This is a genomic window from Citrobacter sp. wls710 (genome assembly GCF_005281115.1).
GTDB classification, from domain to species: Bacteria; Pseudomonadota; Gammaproteobacteria; order Enterobacterales; family Enterobacteriaceae; genus Citrobacter; species Citrobacter werkmanii.
Window position 1 is genome coordinate 1 of sequence record NZ_SZXD01000065.1, and the last position, 15,409, is coordinate 15,409.

22 protein-coding genes and 4 pseudogenes are annotated in these 15,409 nt (G+C 50.8%); 2 read left to right on the plus strand and 24 right to left on the minus strand.

Features of this window, described 5'->3' with window-relative positions; genetic code table 11:
- From FDX14_RS24135 to traM, 14 genes and pseudogenes are all read right to left on the minus strand, one after another.
- Positions 1–300: pseudogene (locus tag FDX14_RS24135) on the minus strand (hypothetical protein); the annotation flags it as partial.
- On the minus strand, positions 293–706 hold the full coding sequence (locus FDX14_RS24140; RefSeq protein ID WP_000549589.1) for a hypothetical protein: 414 nt from the start codon (positions 704–706) through the stop codon (positions 293–295). The pseudogene FDX14_RS24135 and the gene FDX14_RS24140, both read right to left, overlap by 8 nt.
- Entirely contained in the window at positions 699–920 is a 222-nt protein-coding gene (traR, locus tag FDX14_RS24145) for a conjugal transfer protein TraR (protein WP_001278689.1), read from the minus strand. The genes FDX14_RS24140 and traR overlap by 8 nt, the downstream gene beginning before the upstream one ends.
- A gap of 134 nt (positions 921–1,054) precedes the next feature.
- Entirely contained in the window at positions 1,055–1,570 is a 516-nt protein-coding gene (gene traV / locus FDX14_RS24150; protein ID WP_000809872.1) for a type IV conjugative transfer system lipoprotein TraV, read from the minus strand.
- Positions 1,570–1,887, minus strand: a complete 318-nt coding sequence (locus FDX14_RS24155) for a conjugal transfer protein TrbD (RefSeq protein WP_001057297.1) — start codon at positions 1,885–1,887, stop codon at positions 1,570–1,572. Before FDX14_RS24155 ends, traV begins: the two co-directional genes overlap by 1 nt.
- The gene (gene traP / locus FDX14_RS24160) at positions 1,874–2,440 is read right to left on the minus strand and encodes a conjugal transfer pilus-stabilizing protein TraP (RefSeq protein ID WP_000896598.1); all 567 of its coding nucleotides are present in this window, start codon (positions 2,438–2,440) and stop codon (positions 1,874–1,876) included. Before traP ends, FDX14_RS24155 begins: the two co-directional genes overlap by 14 nt.
- A complete protein-coding gene (traB, locus tag FDX14_RS24165) occupies positions 2,430–3,881 on the minus strand; it encodes an F-type conjugal transfer pilus assembly protein TraB (protein WP_016239102.1) in 1,452 nt (483 codons plus the stop codon). Before traB ends, traP begins: the two co-directional genes overlap by 11 nt.
- Complete coding sequence (gene traK / locus FDX14_RS24170; RefSeq protein ID WP_001230787.1) at positions 3,881–4,609, minus strand: type-F conjugative transfer system secretin TraK; 729 nt, start codon at positions 4,607–4,609, stop codon at positions 3,881–3,883. Before traK ends, traB begins: the two co-directional genes overlap by 1 nt.
- Positions 4,596–5,162 carry a type IV conjugative transfer system protein TraE gene (traE, locus tag FDX14_RS24175; protein ID WP_016239103.1) on the minus strand — a complete coding sequence of 189 codons (567 nt, stop codon included), beginning with the start codon at positions 5,160–5,162 and terminating at the stop codon, positions 4,596–4,598. Before traE ends, traK begins: the two co-directional genes overlap by 14 nt.
- A gap of 21 nt (positions 5,163–5,183) precedes the next feature.
- Positions 5,184–5,495, minus strand: a complete 312-nt coding sequence (traL, locus tag FDX14_RS24180; RefSeq protein ID WP_000012113.1) for a type IV conjugative transfer system protein TraL — start codon at positions 5,493–5,495, stop codon at positions 5,184–5,186.
- A 14-nt stretch (positions 5,496–5,509) separates the two neighbouring features.
- Entirely contained in the window at positions 5,510–5,869 is a 360-nt protein-coding gene (gene traA / locus FDX14_RS24185; RefSeq protein ID WP_137350402.1) for a type IV conjugative transfer system pilin TraA, read from the minus strand.
- 33 nt (positions 5,870–5,902) lie between these two features.
- On the minus strand, positions 5,903–6,130 hold the full coding sequence (gene traY, locus FDX14_RS24190; protein ID WP_001254388.1) for a conjugal transfer relaxosome protein TraY: 228 nt from the start codon (positions 6,128–6,130) through the stop codon (positions 5,903–5,905).
- A 93-nt stretch (positions 6,131–6,223) separates the two neighbouring features.
- A complete protein-coding gene (locus tag FDX14_RS24195; protein ID WP_000332499.1) occupies positions 6,224–6,910 on the minus strand; it encodes a PAS domain-containing protein in 687 nt (228 codons plus the stop codon).
- A 193-nt stretch (positions 6,911–7,103) separates the two neighbouring features.
- The gene (gene traM, locus FDX14_RS24200) at positions 7,104–7,487 is read right to left on the minus strand and encodes a conjugal transfer relaxosome DNA-binding protein TraM (RefSeq protein ID WP_001151562.1); all 384 of its coding nucleotides are present in this window, start codon (positions 7,485–7,487) and stop codon (positions 7,104–7,106) included.
- 423 nt (positions 7,488–7,910) lie between these two features.
- Between traM and FDX14_RS24205 the strand changes: the two genes are divergently transcribed.
- On the plus strand, positions 7,911–8,420 hold the full coding sequence (locus FDX14_RS24205; protein ID WP_000759173.1) for a transglycosylase SLT domain-containing protein: 510 nt from the start codon (positions 7,911–7,913) through the stop codon (positions 8,418–8,420).
- A 296-nt stretch (positions 8,421–8,716) separates the two neighbouring features.
- Here FDX14_RS24205 and FDX14_RS24210 read toward each other — a convergent pair whose 3' ends face one another.
- The 3 genes and pseudogenes from FDX14_RS24210 to FDX14_RS25830 form a co-directional block, all read right to left on the minus strand.
- Entirely contained in the window at positions 8,717–9,538 is an 822-nt protein-coding gene (locus FDX14_RS24210; protein ID WP_001234445.1) for a DUF932 domain-containing protein, read from the minus strand.
- Between the two features lie 110 nt (positions 9,539–9,648).
- Complete coding sequence (locus tag FDX14_RS24215) at positions 9,649–9,945, minus strand: hypothetical protein (protein ID WP_001272251.1); 297 nt, start codon at positions 9,943–9,945, stop codon at positions 9,649–9,651.
- A gap of 23 nt (positions 9,946–9,968) precedes the next feature.
- Positions 9,969–10,174: pseudogene (locus tag FDX14_RS25830) on the minus strand (single-stranded DNA-binding protein).
- A gap of 70 nt (positions 10,175–10,244) precedes the next feature.
- On the opposite strand from FDX14_RS25830, the pseudogene FDX14_RS25590 reads away from it, so the two are divergent.
- Positions 10,245–10,623, plus strand: a pseudogene (locus FDX14_RS25590) (hypothetical protein).
- 237 nt (positions 10,624–10,860) lie between these two features.
- On the opposite strand, the gene FDX14_RS24235 reads toward FDX14_RS25590, so the two are convergent.
- The 7 genes and pseudogenes from FDX14_RS24235 to FDX14_RS24260 form a co-directional block, all read right to left on the minus strand.
- Positions 10,861–10,986 carry a type I toxin-antitoxin system Hok/Gef family toxin gene (locus FDX14_RS24235; protein ID WP_001372321.1) on the minus strand — a complete coding sequence of 42 codons (126 nt, stop codon included), beginning with the start codon at positions 10,984–10,986 and terminating at the stop codon, positions 10,861–10,863.
- Positions 10,928–11,077 (minus strand): annotated as a pseudogene (gene mok, locus FDX14_RS25595) (plasmid maintenance protein Mok); the annotation flags it as partial. The pseudogene mok and the gene FDX14_RS24235, both read right to left, overlap by 59 nt.
- Positions 11,078–11,298: 221 nt before the next feature.
- Positions 11,299–12,018 carry a plasmid SOS inhibition protein A gene (locus FDX14_RS24240; RefSeq protein ID WP_001276217.1) on the minus strand — a complete coding sequence of 240 codons (720 nt, stop codon included), beginning with the start codon at positions 12,016–12,018 and terminating at the stop codon, positions 11,299–11,301.
- A complete protein-coding gene (psiB, locus tag FDX14_RS24245; protein WP_000845953.1) occupies positions 12,015–12,449 on the minus strand; it encodes a conjugation system SOS inhibitor PsiB in 435 nt (144 codons plus the stop codon). Before psiB ends, FDX14_RS24240 begins: the two co-directional genes overlap by 4 nt.
- Positions 12,450–12,517: 68 nt before the next feature.
- The gene (locus FDX14_RS24250) at positions 12,518–14,482 is read right to left on the minus strand and encodes a ParB/RepB/Spo0J family partition protein (RefSeq protein WP_000117317.1); all 1,965 of its coding nucleotides are present in this window, start codon (positions 14,480–14,482) and stop codon (positions 12,518–12,520) included.
- 60 nt (positions 14,483–14,542) lie between these two features.
- Positions 14,543–14,776, minus strand: coding sequence for a DUF905 family protein (locus FDX14_RS24255; RefSeq protein ID WP_000006003.1), 234 nt, complete (start codon positions 14,774–14,776; stop codon positions 14,543–14,545).
- Positions 14,777–14,833: 57 nt separating this feature from the next.
- Positions 14,834–15,361, minus strand: a complete 528-nt coding sequence (locus FDX14_RS24260) for a single-stranded DNA-binding protein (RefSeq protein WP_000290834.1) — start codon at positions 15,359–15,361, stop codon at positions 14,834–14,836.
- Positions 15,362–15,409 lie beyond the last annotated feature (48 nt).

Below are 15,409 nucleotides of genomic sequence, written 5' to 3' on the forward strand. Positions count from 1 at the left end.
ATCTGGTACGTCTTCAGTCAGACGCATAAGCTGAAGCAGGCTCTGACGGCTGAGGACCATGAGTGATTCCGGCAGGAGGGTGAAGAAGAAAATAAAAAAGCATACCGCACCACAGCAGGCAAGGACCGCAAACAGGATTTTCAGATATATACCATCAACGCCGAACGCAGCAATAATACAGGGAATCCATGCAATACACGCACAATACGCCAGGATGTTATCTATTCGGTTATGTCTGCGATATATCTGTTGATGTTCATCCAGAATAGAATCTATTTTTTCAGCTTCTGATTTATGCATAGTGTTTCCTCTGCGTTTCCTGCCAGAGACGCCGGATATCCTGTTCATCCCGACCAGTCAGTTTTTTACCGGACAACAAACGGTTAAGCAGTTCCTGTCTCACATCTGGTACGTCTTCAGTCAGACGCATAAGCCGGAGTAATTCCTGACGACTGAGTACCATGCGTGATTCCTCCGGTACGCTGTAATAATTAAAAATACGACTGAATACCCCACAACAGCAGGCAACGGACAGGCACAGGGATTTCAGATACAGGCCAGAAACACAGAATGTGGCAACACCACAAAGAATAGCTATAACTAAAAATCCCTTACCCAGTGCCATACACAAAGAACCCTGTTTTCTGGATATCCGCTCATGCTCATCCAGAATAAAATCTATTTTTTCATTTTCTGATTTATGCATAGTGTTTCCTCTGCCTTTCCTGATACGCCTGACATTCAACGCACAACGTCACACCGGGAAATATTTTCCGCCGGGCTTCCGGAATAGGATTTCCGCATGCTTCACAGAGATAAACAGGAATACCATGAGCATTTATTTTCTGGCGTATCCGGTTTATTCCTGTCATGGTCAGTTGTTCTGTTACTGAATATGCTTCATCGGCTTCATCACTCACGGAATATTCCTCCCGACATGTTCTGACACGCTACCGCCCATCCCTTTTCACGCACAGGGCACTCGTTTTACAGGCAGATTTTGAATACAGAAAGCCCGCCGGCATTGCCGGCTGATATACAACTTCAGGGCCAGTTAATTAATACGTGGTTTTCCCCACGCAGACGGTTTAATAACAAAGAACACGCTGGATGGCTGATGATAAACATCCTGATTATCAATATAAGGCGCTATCCATAATGCAGCCGTCTGCTCACCCGTTCTTAGCGGACGGGGAGGTGTTACCGGCGCAACTGAACTGACCGGAACAACCGTTTTCACTTCCCGGGCAGCGGTAAACAGCGGGCGTGGTGCCAGCAGTTTCTGCTCCGGATGTGCTGTCACCGCAGGCCTGCTGCGGGACGGCGTTGTCGCCGCAACGGCCTGCACCGACGTGGTCCGGAAGTTCCCTTCAGCCAGGCGCGGCAGTGATGCCGCAACCGGCTTTGCTTCTGAGGACTGCTCCAGTTTTTTGGCCTTCTCATTAGCCTGCTCCATCGTCATACAGGTATCTGACGTGGTGGCATCACACTCAAAATCAGAGTTCGTTCCTGCACAGCCGGAAAGTAATAAGGTTCCCAGCAGAGGAATAAATAAAGAAATCTGTTTCATTACCCTTCTCCTTTTTTATTACTCTCCACAACAGCAGAAATTAACTCTACTGTCAGATTTGTTTTTCCTGCACAGGGTTGTCCGGAGACTACTGTATTTCCCGGAGAAGAAAATAAACTCATCGACATACCCTTCTTCATCACTCCGACAGCAGCCATATTAAAATTGTGCGGCAATGATTCAGAACTGAATTTCTTCGGCGCAGGAAGTGCGATTCTTGTGGTGCAGTTACTGAGAACAGCATGCATAAAATCATCTGATACGTTTTTATCCGGCACAGCGCGGGCAGTAATAACATTAATATTACGCATGTTCATTTTTATCTCCGTTGCTTCTGTTTGTTCTGTCATCATGGAAATAAACAGGGCATTTCCTGATTTTTTCCGGCAGGGAAGCGTCTTCCGTATAAACTTCCTTCAGATGTTCATCTGCGGTTCCCACCCGGACACATTTCATTTTTCCGGGCCACATCGGATATTTCCCGGTGCCTGCCGCAAACGACATATACATCAGTGCCAGCGTTGCCCAGAATGCGGTGACCAGTTGCATCAGTGACCGGTCAGTCTCCCTGACATAATCTGCAGCATCAGCCGCGCGGTAATGGCAGATATCCTGTATTTCTGATCTGCCTGAAGAATCAGAGGAAGAAAACCAGCATTCACTGACCGGGAACTGTCCGGCAGGTGCTGTTTGTCTTACGAAGTTAATCTCCTTAACCAGTAATTTCCCCGGCGTGGTGTTGTCCTTCCATAAAACAAACAGAGCCATCAGGGCCATTGTGGCCAGCGGCCAGATAACCACAAACCTGACGACCCACAGCAGCCAGCGAACGACAAACGCCACACGGAATGTCAGTGCATCACCCGCCATTTCCGCCCTCCTTGCCGGCATCCCCGCCCAGCGGGTTCTTGTCTCCGGACATAAACTGCTGCGGATTCAGATTGCCCAGCTGTTTCAGCATCTGGTCGGTGTTAAAACCGTTCAGGTGGCTTTCTGCCGAGGGAGGATTCGGCACAGGGCTTTCCGGGTTACCCTCTTCCGCTGTACTCTGTGACTGCTCCAGCGCCATTTCCTCCACGGTTTTCAGCTGGAAGCCGTCCTGGAACACCACGGTCACTTCGTTGCCCGCACCAATCGGTATCACCGGGTGATACTGTTCGGCACGTTTGATGTAGTAGTCACTGAGCGTCTGTGCGGCTTTCGATGCGCCGCCACCGATACCCATTTTCAGGACATCACCAGCCCCGTAAGCGGCTGTGGCACCCAGCCCGACAGCCGGCTGGGAGGCGCGCTCCATTCCCTGACCGATACCGTCAACAAATCCCGCGCCCCATGCCCAGCCGAGGATTTTGCCGTTACGCATCACCACTTCGCCCTTGATACCGTTTTTACCCCGGAAGCTGACATGCCCCTTAATCGGCATATCAATAGTTTTGCCGTCCTTCAGGCAGCTGATATTGCGGGTACGTACAATGGCACGCTCACTGGACACATCCCCCCAGGCTTCCAGACCCACAAAACATCCCGTTGCGTCATACGTCTTGCTGTTCGGCATTTCCACCAGGCCGGTGATACGCAGCTGCATCGGCACCGTGGATTCATTACCGGTGACAGAGGCATTGGCATCCGCCCCTTCAATCAGCATGGCTTTCGCAAAACTTCCTGACGGAATGTACGGCAGTGATGGTCCCTGTTTTCCCTCATTACGGGTAAACACCTTACGCTGTATCCGGTTAGGCACCGGCACAGACTGGTACGTCACCTGTGGTGGTGGCGTGACACCATTCCCGGGATAAAACGCCGTCGGCGGTGGAACAGCAACGCTGCCCTGCGGCGGGAAGGATACGGGGGTGTTTCCTGGCTGTGGTTCGCCTTCCGGCCCGGGCGGTGAGGCTGGCGTCTGCGGTACAGGCTCACCGGTCGCGGTGACGGGATTTGCCCCCAGGGCTTTTACCTGCTCTGCCAGGGCAGCATTATCCTGTCCCAGCTTTTCAATACGACGCTGGTCATCACCGCGCTGTTTGTTCAGGACATCCAGTTCACGACGGATTTCCTCATACTGCTTCTGCATCTGCGCTGCCGTCACCTGCATCTCTGTGGTGGCATGCTGACGCACCTTGTCATCAAAGGTCGTATCCACCACACCGGTCATATCCGGCACAGGCTCCTGTTCAGCCACCGCCTCACCGTTACCGGACATGTCCACATCAGACAGATACAGTGCACCACCAATCGCGGAGGCTGCACCGACAACCACAATCCCCAGCCACAGGTACTGCTTGCGTTTCACAATGGTATTGATACTGGCCATCAGTTGCCCTCCCCGTCACGGATGACATACACATCCATGCGCGCACCTGCCAGTAACTGGCTGGCAGGCTGGCTGAACATCACGGCACGGGTTCCCGGCTGCCAGAAATCACTTTCCCGGATATTCAGGGCAGACAGCGTTTTATTTTCCACGGCAAAGCGGACCATCTTCAGGTGATTCCCCGTCCATACGGCATCTGCCACTGAAGACAGCCCCGCCGGGGCCTGCAGGGTTTCCTTTGTCACAGGAACCTGATACCAGCCGGCGGGTAATTTTCCGCCACGGACAGCCTGGCTGATGGTCACAAGCAGGGATTCGTAAGGCGTGGACGTTTCCCACGCGCCGGCTTCTTCTCCGGTTCCGCGCAGGTCACTGACCAGCTGAATGGTACGCCCCGCGCCTTCACGGGGAACAGCCTGAATGGAAAGGTTCAGACCACGTTCTGTTTCCAGAATGAACGTAAAGGGCTTTTTGTTGACGGTGGCCACCACCACACCGCCGGAGGCGGTCTGCTCATTATTGGTCAGGGCACCATCCAGACTGTTCACGGCGATAATCCGGTCACCGGGAACGGTAAACAGATTCGGGCTGGTATTGCTGATGGCAATACTGGCCTGACCACCGTTCACCATTGGCACCACGGTGGGGGCCAGCGTACCGTTTGCGGCCATCACGCTGCAGGAAAAAAACAGGCTGCCGAATATTATTGCCGTATTATTTTTTCTCATCGTCTGTTTCCCCGAAATTATCCAGCCAGGTCACCCCGTTTTCCCGCTTCAGAATAAGGATGTAATGTTTGATATCAATAAAAGGTTCGGAGTTACCAATCCATGTTTTCCGAATTCCACGGATTTCCACACGACCATACTGAGGCCAGACACGGACACTGGTCTGGAAAAAAGCAGAATTCACGTTATCTTTTTTAATGAGTTTCGCTTCTTCAGCCAGAATAACTTTCATCTGGTTCTGTGCGCCCGGGCGGATATATTGCAGAAGCGCCTGATGTGAGGCATCGACGATTTCCGGTGAGACATTCAGACGGAGGGCAATAAATGACAGCGCCATCTGCTGCAAATAAGAGGCATCGGCACTGTTCTGTGACACGGCAAAGGGCACATTAAATCCCATTGGCGTCACGGCAGTGCGTTGCTCATTCTGAAGGCGGTAGTTATTCACCCCCTGAATGACGTTAACAGAGAGGCTGAGAACAATAAGCACTGACATAAATATAAAGGCGATGGCCATTACACGACTGGTACTTAAACGGGCACCGTGTTCCATATAACAATCCTGGTATCAGTTCTATTTAATCCACTGCCGGAAACACGAATCGGGAACATTATGAAAAATACCGCGCAGCAGGGCTGTTGGCATATACCAGTAAATCAGGTCACGTAACCAGGAACTGCCTCGCCCTTTTTTCAGTTTTTTAATCCCGAAATAAACCAGAACCGCTGCACCAATACCGAACAGATATTTCGATGTTGTGATACCCCAGCCAACACAGATTGCTGCGGGGATCAGTTCATCCAGTGGCAGGCCAAACCAGCGGCTCTGGTTGGTCAGTGTTTCCGGGAAACGATATTTCTTAAGTTTATTCTCGTCTCCCGACATCGTTTTATTTCCTGTCAGAATCCGGCAACAGACATACCTACTGCAATAAATACAGAGAGTATGGCAAAGCCGACCAGGAACTTGACGTTTTTGGTCATCATGTACATGACCGCACCGACCAGCACCTCAGCCAGAACAACCCATTTAACGATACTGGAGTCCTTACCGAAGGTCGCCTTAACCGTATCGTTACCTTTAGCCATCAGGTCGCCTTTACCAGCAGCCATAGCTAACTCAGGGAACAACATCATCAGAACAGCAACCGGGATCACTGCACGAACCAGGCGAAGCATATTCAGACGAGTGAATTTAGAAAAAAACGATTTATTTTCAACGGGCGCAGAAGCACCCTGAACACTTAAAACAGTATTCATATGATTCCTCTGATTAATATTGACAGATGAAAACTAAAGTTCTTTAAATGTTGACTCGTTCTCTTCGATCACCTCCCTGAATATTTCTTCATTATAGAAATCAGGAAACCGTTTCAGATGATCTCTGAGACGGATCTGAACCTCTATAGTTTTACTTCTACCGCTACGATCTTTGGCCCGAATAAGTCGGTTATTTGTATCTTCATCGAGATACACTGAAACTGTTCTGCTTATCCCGCCTCTCGCGTTACGCCTCCTCACTCAATTCACCTCTGTTTCCCGACTAATAAAATCATGATTGCACAGAAACCGACGAAAAAAAACACGCCAAAATTGGCGTGCCTTATTTAACATTTACTTAACACCATAAAATTCACGAATTATACTTAATAGCGAATCTATTTCTCCTTTATAGATACATGACACTCTGAATAAATCAAAGTGTTCAAAAAATCCTTTTATTTTCCGTTTAACTGGTTTAATTCGATCCTCAGATGCTCTGTCTGTAATACCCAACTCTCTGGCAATTGTTGCGTGACCAACACCCAGCATATAAAAAGAGAAAACAACCAATGTCCCTGGAGAAAGATCATTCCATATCGTTAATTTATCAGAAGTATTTGTATTACTTCCACTCTGATTTAACGCAAAAAATGGATAATCAGGAAACGGATTAATTTGCCATAAAACAACAGATTCGTCATTATAAAAAGAAACATTCTCCATCCTTATCTGATAGATTTCGCCATGAAAATTAAAACGACGACAAAATGCAGAGCCATGTCCAAGAGCCTGGCATTCCAGTTCAAGTGATGAAAGAAAAATTTCAACCTGCAGACGTATATAACTCTCTCCGGATAAGGGTTTATCTTCTCTGGAAAAGAGTTCAATAAAAGCCCCATTGGCATAAAGGATTTTCCGGTTGTTGTTACGGACACAAACCGGAACGGGAGAATTTCTGTAGATATTCTGAACGTTAAGGATGTATTTATTTACAGATTGACTGTTAAGTGGCCTTTCTCTACGATCCAGCGCACACATAGGAACCTCCGTTAAGGATTCTATGGACAGTCGATGCAGGGAGGTCTGAACTCCCTGCATCGGCGATTTTCAGTTTCAATTTTTAACGTGGCATTAACCACGTAATTAATATAACCTTTATGCGGTTAATTGTCATCAAATTGAACCAGATCAAAATCCTGTTATTTGAAGCAAATCAACTTTTAATTCCTTTTTATTCCTCATCATTTTCTGGAAAGAACCTCTCCATCTCAGATGACACCTTATCCCTGATATCTTCGACCATATTCGCATATTCAAACTTTGGATTCCCGGAAACATGAGGGCTTAGTGACTCAATACCTAAAATCTTAGCAACTGTTGACTGTGTTTTTACCGCACATTCAAGAAGTACCTTATTAAACTCAGCCTGATTGAACGCTGACTCTTTACGCTCCATCTGAGCCTCATGTACACGAAGCCCTAATTCGAGAAGCATAGTGGATATGCTTGAGAAACTTACATCTGTACTTTTAGCTCCTTCTGCACGTCTTCTTTCCACAATTTTATTTATTTTATAGACAATTTCGTCACTGACATAAGCCTGCACTTTCGCCATATGTATACCTCTTTATTTTCTTATCGCATCAAATTTATTTCACATATAAAAAAATGACAATTCATCGATGAATCGAATCGTGACGCAAGTTACGAAAATTACGATTCATGCAGCAAATCACATCACGAATTGAATCTAGAGTCAATTCGCTTTAACTCGTTGTTTTATTATTACTGATTCATCTATGAGTTGCGTTAAATTCATAGGTGAATCATATGCGATTCACCTATGAATCCTTTTTATAATGTAAAATAAATTAAAATACATTATTTAAAACATAAGTTAATGATTCAAATAGCAAATCAGCAAAAACTTGTTTTTGCGTAGTGTGTGGTGCTTTTGGTGGTGAGAACCACCAACCTGTTGAGCCTTTTTGTGGAGTAGGTTAAATTATTTACGGATAAAGTCACCAGAGGTGGAAAAATGAAAAAATGGATGTTAGCAATCTGCCTGATGTTTATAAATGGGATCTGCGAAGCCGCCGATTGCTTTGATCTTGCAGGTCGGGATTACAAAATAGACCCGGATTTACTGAGAGCGATATCATGGAAAGAATCCCGTTACCGGGTTAATGCCATCGGTATTAATCCGGTAACGGGATATGGCAGCGGACTGATGCAGGTAGATTCCCAGCATTTTAACGAACTGGCCCGCTATGGAATTAAGCCGGAACATCTGACAACAGATCCCTGCATGAACATTTATACCGGTGCTTATTATCTGGCAATAGCCTTTAAAAAATGGGGCGTCTCCTGGGAGGCCGTTGGTGCATACAATGCCGGATTCAGGAAGACCGAACGCCAGAACCAGAGACGTCTTGCCTACGCATCAGAGGTTTACCGGATTTATACCTGGATAAAGAGCAGTAAAGGCATCCGGGTTCCGACCACGAAGAAATCACTTTCCCAAATTAACAGTGTGCAGAAAAATTAATATTGTATACATTGTCAAATACCGGTTATGCCGCGACAGCGGCATGGAAGGCCACACACAAAAATATCATATGAGTGATAATGCTGACTGGCCGAAGCCCCGCAAAGCGGGATCCCATCTTATATATATCCGGTAACTGTGCAGCCTCCTGCCAGACCATTTTTCGCGGGCACAATATTTACAGACTACCGAAAAGCCAGTTGATGAAATTGAGGCATATCAGACGACACAGCAATGCCGCAGGATGATAATATAAGTAAAGCCCCGAAAAATTTTTCGGGGCTTTACTTATATTATCATGACTTCCACTCCCTGAACTGTTCGGCAATCATCCATAATGCTTTGTTGATTCGGATATCACCGTCAATGCCTGTAATGGCTCTTGTTCTGGTATTTTTACCGGAGGCACTTCGCCCCGATAATCCACCTTTTATCATATTCTCCTGAACCCGCTGCCAGGTTGTCCAGAGATCGTTCTGTTTATCCTCCCAACGGCGGGGAGTAATTATTTGTTCTGGCGTCACTGGCGTTTTATTTTCATCTTCGTACCTGGCCATCAATGCAGCTCTGCCAAATAAATGTTGTTCGTCACTGTTAAGATGTATCTCTTTCATTGTCTCCATATTTTCAGTGACTTTATCAAAGACACCGAGCACTTCATACGCTCCCTCAATAACCTGCCCGACAATATCACCTTTATGTGGAACGCGGATTTCGCCAAAATTATTCCCACACACCAGGCCATTTGTGCAGACAAAACGAAAAATTCCTGGGATCATCTGATAACTGGATGAACCATCATGTGAATTAAGCAGGATAATTTCAGGAACTTCTTTCCCGTTAATATGCCCTTCCCTGCGAAGACGTAACATATGTTTACTGTATTCGCGGCGTCCCAAATCACGAACCCGACTCTGACAGGCAAAGAATGGCTGGAAACCTTCATCACGTAACTTATTGATGATATTGATGGTTGGGATATATGTATAACGCTCACTCCGGGATTCATGTTTATCACCAGAAAAGACAGATGGAACAAACTGCATTAATTCGTCATCCGTTAACGGGCGCTCACGGCGAATAGAATTATATCGACCAAAACGGGAAGCTAATCGCATAACAGTAACTCCTTTATGAAGGCATAAAATTAATAAAAGTTTTTTCGCTTAATATCATCCCCCCTCGGTTATCGTTAACAAAAAGACAACAATTCCGAGGGGAAGGACCATCAAATCAGGTCAGTTCGGGACTGACCAACCTGCCGAGTGAAAAGCAGTAACAGCGCGATCAACTCATCAGCGTTTTTTCTGACAAGAGGAGTATGATTCTCCAGGCTATCCAGTAAGTCATGCAGCTCATTATTGACCTGGTGGAGCACCTTAAAGAGTGCACCAGAATCCCGGCAGCTCTGATATGCAAGATTTGCCTGAACAGCACGATTCTGCATGATCCCGATTTGTGCGATTGCGTCTTTCTGCTGATCGCCTGTTGGCTGATAAGTGGTGTTAAAAGAAAATGCGCTCATAATTCCTCCTGTATCTGATGTTTTCAGCCCCCATCATCTGTTGAGTTTCGGGAGCCGCGGTTTTGACGTTTTGCGGGGACCTGCCTTTTGTTCCCTCCGGTATTCACCATCACCTGTTTGAGAACCTTCGCCGCAAGGGGCATCACTGCCACGGCCTGACGCACCTGTCCTGGGCAGAACGCAAAATTTTTTACCGGGTTTTGGGTAAAAAATTTTGTGGGCTGTTCATTTACCCTGGACAGTCAGTGCGGCAGGTTGTGGCTGTATCAGCCCCCGGCGACAGGGGCTTAAACAGGTGAATGGCACCGGACACAACAACGGGCAGGGACCCGCCGCAACGACGTGAAGCGCGGTTTGCGAAACGGCGTTGCGCCTTACATCCCGGCGGCCTTTTGCCGGGATGCCAGGAGCGCAGGCCACGGCGCGACAGAGGCGGCGCGACCGGAACGGTCGCTGCAAGCCGGGGGTTTTGCGTCAGGGATGGAAGCCCGCCAGGGCGGAGACAGCTTCGCTGGCTCCGTTCACGACAGCCCGCCCCGCCAGGGGGACGCCCGGAAAAGGCATAAGCAGGAGAACAACAAAACAGACAATAATCAGGGCAGCAGTAATCAGAGTCAGAGCAGTAATCAGAGTCAGAGCAGGAGGAAAAAGAGAATAATCAAAGGGAAGGTGATGTGATTTCTGGTAAGTCATAAACAGAGAAGGCGGGGGAAAAGAACGGGCGCCGCAGGCGCACGTTCATCCCCGTTCCCGGAGGGAAACGGCCTTCCTGGCAGTCTGGTTGTTCATGCCCGTACAATGCCAGCAAGGAGAAAGGGGCCACCGGCGAACCAGCAGCCCCTTTATAAAGGCGCTTCAGTGCAGTCAGACCAGCATCAGCCCTGAAAAGGCGGGCCTGCGCCCGCCTCCAGGTTGCTACTTACCGGATTCGTAAGCCATGAAAGCCGCCACCTCCCTGTGTCCGTCTCTGTAACGAATCTCGCACAGCGATTTTCGTGTCAGATAAGTGAATATCAACAGTGTGAGACACACGATCAACACACACCAGACAAGGGAACTTCGTGGTAGTTTCATGGCCTTCTTCTCCTTGCGCAAAGCGCGGTAAGAGGCTATCCTGATGTGGACTAGACATAGGGATGCCTCGTGGTGGTTAATGAAAATTAACTTACTACGGGGCTATCTTCTTTCTGCCACACAACACGGTAACAAACCACCTTCACGTCATGAGGCAGAAAGCCTCAAGCGCCGGGCACATCATAGCCCATATACCTGCACGCTGACCACACTCACTTTTCCTGAAAATAACCCGCTCATTCAGGCTGTTTACGGGTAATCTGTGCGATTGTTGCCGCATCACGCCGCCTCCCGGAGTTTGTTCGGCACCATCCACCGCTCCATCTCACGGACAGCGTGACCGGCCTCTCTTGCTGCAAGACTGGCTTCCGCAATAACCTGCCAGAACGGCATATCCTGCCACTGCCAGCGTTCCATTCCGGCCAGTGACGGAAAACGCTCACCCCACTGCCAGAACAGGGTTTCCAGGTCATGCTCTGCCACCCGGTCACTCCAGCGGGCATGCCAGCTTCCGACTGTTTCCGGCGAATGGAATGCCAGTTCGATTTCAGCCTGAGCGACCAGCGCCTGGTACGCACGGGCTTTCTGCTCTGCCTCCCTCGCCTGCTGGCGGCTGTACTTTTGCATGACCAGTGCGGATTTGTGGCGACTGCGCTCCCTGACACGGAACCGCACCGACGGGAACAGCCGCTCTGCTGCATCGCCGGGAAGGGGAAGAAGGCAGACCTCGCCCTGAGTTTCAATCAGCACATCGACGGCATACAGCCACTGAGAACGGTTGCCGCGCAGTTCTTCTGCGGTCAGGGACGGCATGAAAAATCGCAGGTCAGACAGCGATATCCTGCGGCTTCCGTTCAGACAGCGGAAAAACGCCCCCGCATACGGATATTCCGCCAGCGTGTTTCCCTGGTGGCGGCGTTTTTCTGTCTCCGCCACCGCCCGCCATGCGGCCTGTTGCTCTGCGCTGAGGGGAACCAGTGCCTGTGAACGTGCGCTCATGCCTGACCTCCTTCCGCCATCAGGATATGGATGATGTCACTGACGCTGTACCCCTGCGCGTCCAGTGACGCCGCCAGTGCCAGTGAATGGCTGACGGCTTCCGGTGCAAACCGCCGCTGTACCTGAACCACCGCAAACGGCTCACCACCGGCATTCACCAGAACCAGCACCCAGACCTGAGAGACATCGCCCGGTGAACATAACGCCAGGTGAAAACGTTCGTGGGCAGGCGTGAAACGGACCTGGACGGGGAAAAAGCCGCCGAACTCGCTGCCATACTCGCCGTTCATCGTCCAGTTATCCGGCGCATCCAGCTCCCGCATCACGGCATGTGTGAGTTCACGACGTTCATCACTTCCGGCAGCCCGGATATCTTCATATTCCTGTGCGCTCATGGTCTGTAATACATTCAGGGTCAGTTCAGTTTTCATCACGGTATCTCCCTTGCTGCCGCCCCGTCTCCGGCAGGGCGGCGTGATAAATGGTTTATGACTGGCGGTCAGGCGGCTTCTGCCTGGTCGTCACGGTACTCCGTGGTTTCCGTCTCTGCCTGTGGACGTGGTGTACACATCCAGCCAGGCACCCAGCGGTTGTCTTTCATGTGGAACTCTGCATGTTCAGCGGCATCGCCTTTCTTCATTTTCTCCGCGTCCCGCGCAGCACCGGACAGTCCGGCATCATTCAGGGCATCGATAATCTGCGGCTTTTGCAGGTGTCCGAAGAAGTTTGCTTTCGTCGGCTGCCACCAGTCGCGCATGTGGAATCCGATAGCGCTCTCCAGCGAGTCCAGCGGACTGCGTGACGTGTGACCATGCTCGCGGGTCTGAACGCCGTGGATGCTGCACGCGGTGCAGAAACTGAGCAGGGATAACAGTACCTCCTGGCTGAGTGACAGGAACGTCGTCATATCCCGTGACCATCCCTCCGGTAACAGGGCTGCAAGACGGGCTTTTTCTGCCATCAGCGCCAGGAATGCGGCACCGTCCTTCCCCGATGGCGCATCGCTGGTCAGCGAATAATGTTTACATTCCAGGCTGATTTGTGCTGGTTTACTGTACGCTCCGCTGCCAAACACATTCAGGCAGAGCGTCCATGCCAGCAGTGTCAGGGATTTGTCCGGTTGCTGCATCAGTGCTGCCTGGACTGCCAGCGTGCGTTCGGAAGACATTTTCGTCAGCAGTGGCAGACTGATTTCCTCCACGGGCGCTTTCTCCTGCACCTGTTCCGTGCGGTCAGCGTCGTCAGCCGCATCATCCTCGCTGCGCAACTGCACACCACGCTGGACACACACGTTGCCATAACGCCAGGACACCACCACACCGCTTCCGGCACGCATCTCCGGCGTCCACGCCCTGACCTTCGCCATGCAGCGCATCAGCTTCATTTCTGCTTCCAGCAGGTCAGATTCCTCACACTGGTTTTCCAGCGCGTCGTAACGCGTCATCAGTTCGTTCAGACGTTCTTCTTCCGCCTCCGTCAGCACCGCTTCCGGCTCCGGCAGACAGCGGTATGTTCCGGCATCCTCACGGCACTCACCGACAGGCTCCATGCGTCCGGCGCACCATCCCCAGCCTTCGGCTTCCCGAAGGTGTTCAGCAACAGCCTGGAGTTTTTCCAGCAGGGCGGCATCGAGCGCCACGCAGTCCACATAGCCACCCTCGTCGTCGCTGAACAGGTCAGTGCGCAGTTCATCTGGCGAGAAGGCATCAGCCCCCACGAAGCGGAATTTACTGTTCCCTGCCACCGCCACTTCACTTTCGGTCACCAGACGACGAATGGTCTGTACTTCCGGTTTACCGCCCCATCCCGACTGACAGGCGGCTTCAAACACCTGCACCTGACGCGCGGTGTCGTTCTCCAGCGCCAGCGCCTGACAGTGCTCGGTGGTGATGAGGTCTTCTGCCAGCGCATCGAGGATGACAGGCGCAAGGTCAGCCAGTTTCAGCATTCGCTGAACGTGGCGGGGTGAATAGCCCAGCAAATCACCGATTTGTGCAGGTGTTTTGCCTTCCTGCGCCATTGCACAGAATCCGGCAATCTGTTCGGCTGGGTGCATATCCCGACGATGACCGTTCTCGGTCATCGATGCGGCCGTCGCCAGTTCCTGCGGAATAATTTTCACGCGGACAGGCCAGTCAGCCGGAATGATGCCACGCTCTGCCAGCATGTTGAGTGCTGCCAGTCGGCGACCACCTGCGGCGACACCGTGGCGGTCACCTGGCAGGGCATGAACAACCAGATTCTGCAGCAGGCCGACCCCCTTAATGGAATCAGCCAGTTCGCTGACGGACTCCGCAGAATACGGCACCGTGCGCACATTCAGTGGTGACTTAATCAGCGAGGCCAGCGGCACGCTCACTTCCTCCGTCTGCGCCAGCAGGGCAGACAGGACAGTTTCCTGCGTTTTTGCAGGTTTACGGCTTGCTTTACGGGTAGATTTTGGTTCAGACTTTGTTACTGACATGACTATCCCCTTATTGTGTAGTTAATGTCTGCCGGACGTGATCCCCGTCCGGCACCTCTCTTACTTAAGGATCCCGAAATCACGGATGACATGGTTCATCCAGTACCCGGCACCGTCCTCAAAATTCCAGGTACGCCAGACCATTGTTCCGTTATTACGGACAACCAGGCGAAACTGTTCGCCGTGGTCATCCTCGATAAAGACGTTCCGGTACTGTGCGGCAACGGCTTCGGCCTGTTTGCGGGTAAAAGGACCGTCAGGCAGTCCCTGAAGTATTCTGAAATATTCGCTCATCCTCATATCTCCGGTGATGCCCCGCGCAGGACGGGGCGGTTATCACAGTCAGGCCAGTCAGAACGGGATATCGTCTGAAAACCCGTAATCCTCCCCCTCCGGTGGTTGCGGCTGAGGCTCCGGCTGCGCAGCCTTACGTCCACGGCCTTTCGTTTTCGCGCTCCCTTTTTTCGTCGCGTCAGCACTCTGTGACTGACCATTCTGCTGAGGCTGCGGTTGCACCTGAGCGTTCTGCTGTGGTGCACTCCCCAGCATCTGCATGGTGCCCGTGGTTTTAACAAGGATTTCGGTGACGTAACGGGTAATACCGTTATCTTCCCAGCTACGGGTGCGAAGCTGGCCTTCAATGTAGACCTGCGCCCCCTTACGCAGATATTCACCTGCCACTTCCGCGAGCTTGCCGAACAGCACCACGCGGTGCCATTCCGTCTGCTCCTTCATTTCCCCCGTCTGTTTGTCGCGCCAGGTTTCTGACGTGGCCACCTGCAGGTTTGCCACTGCGCCCCCGTTGGGGATGTAACGGACTTCCGGATCTTTTCCCAGACGACCGACAAGAATGACCTTGTTAATGCCACGAACTGCCATGATGTGTCTCCTTCTGTTGATGTTTTCAGCCCCCATCATCTGTTGAGT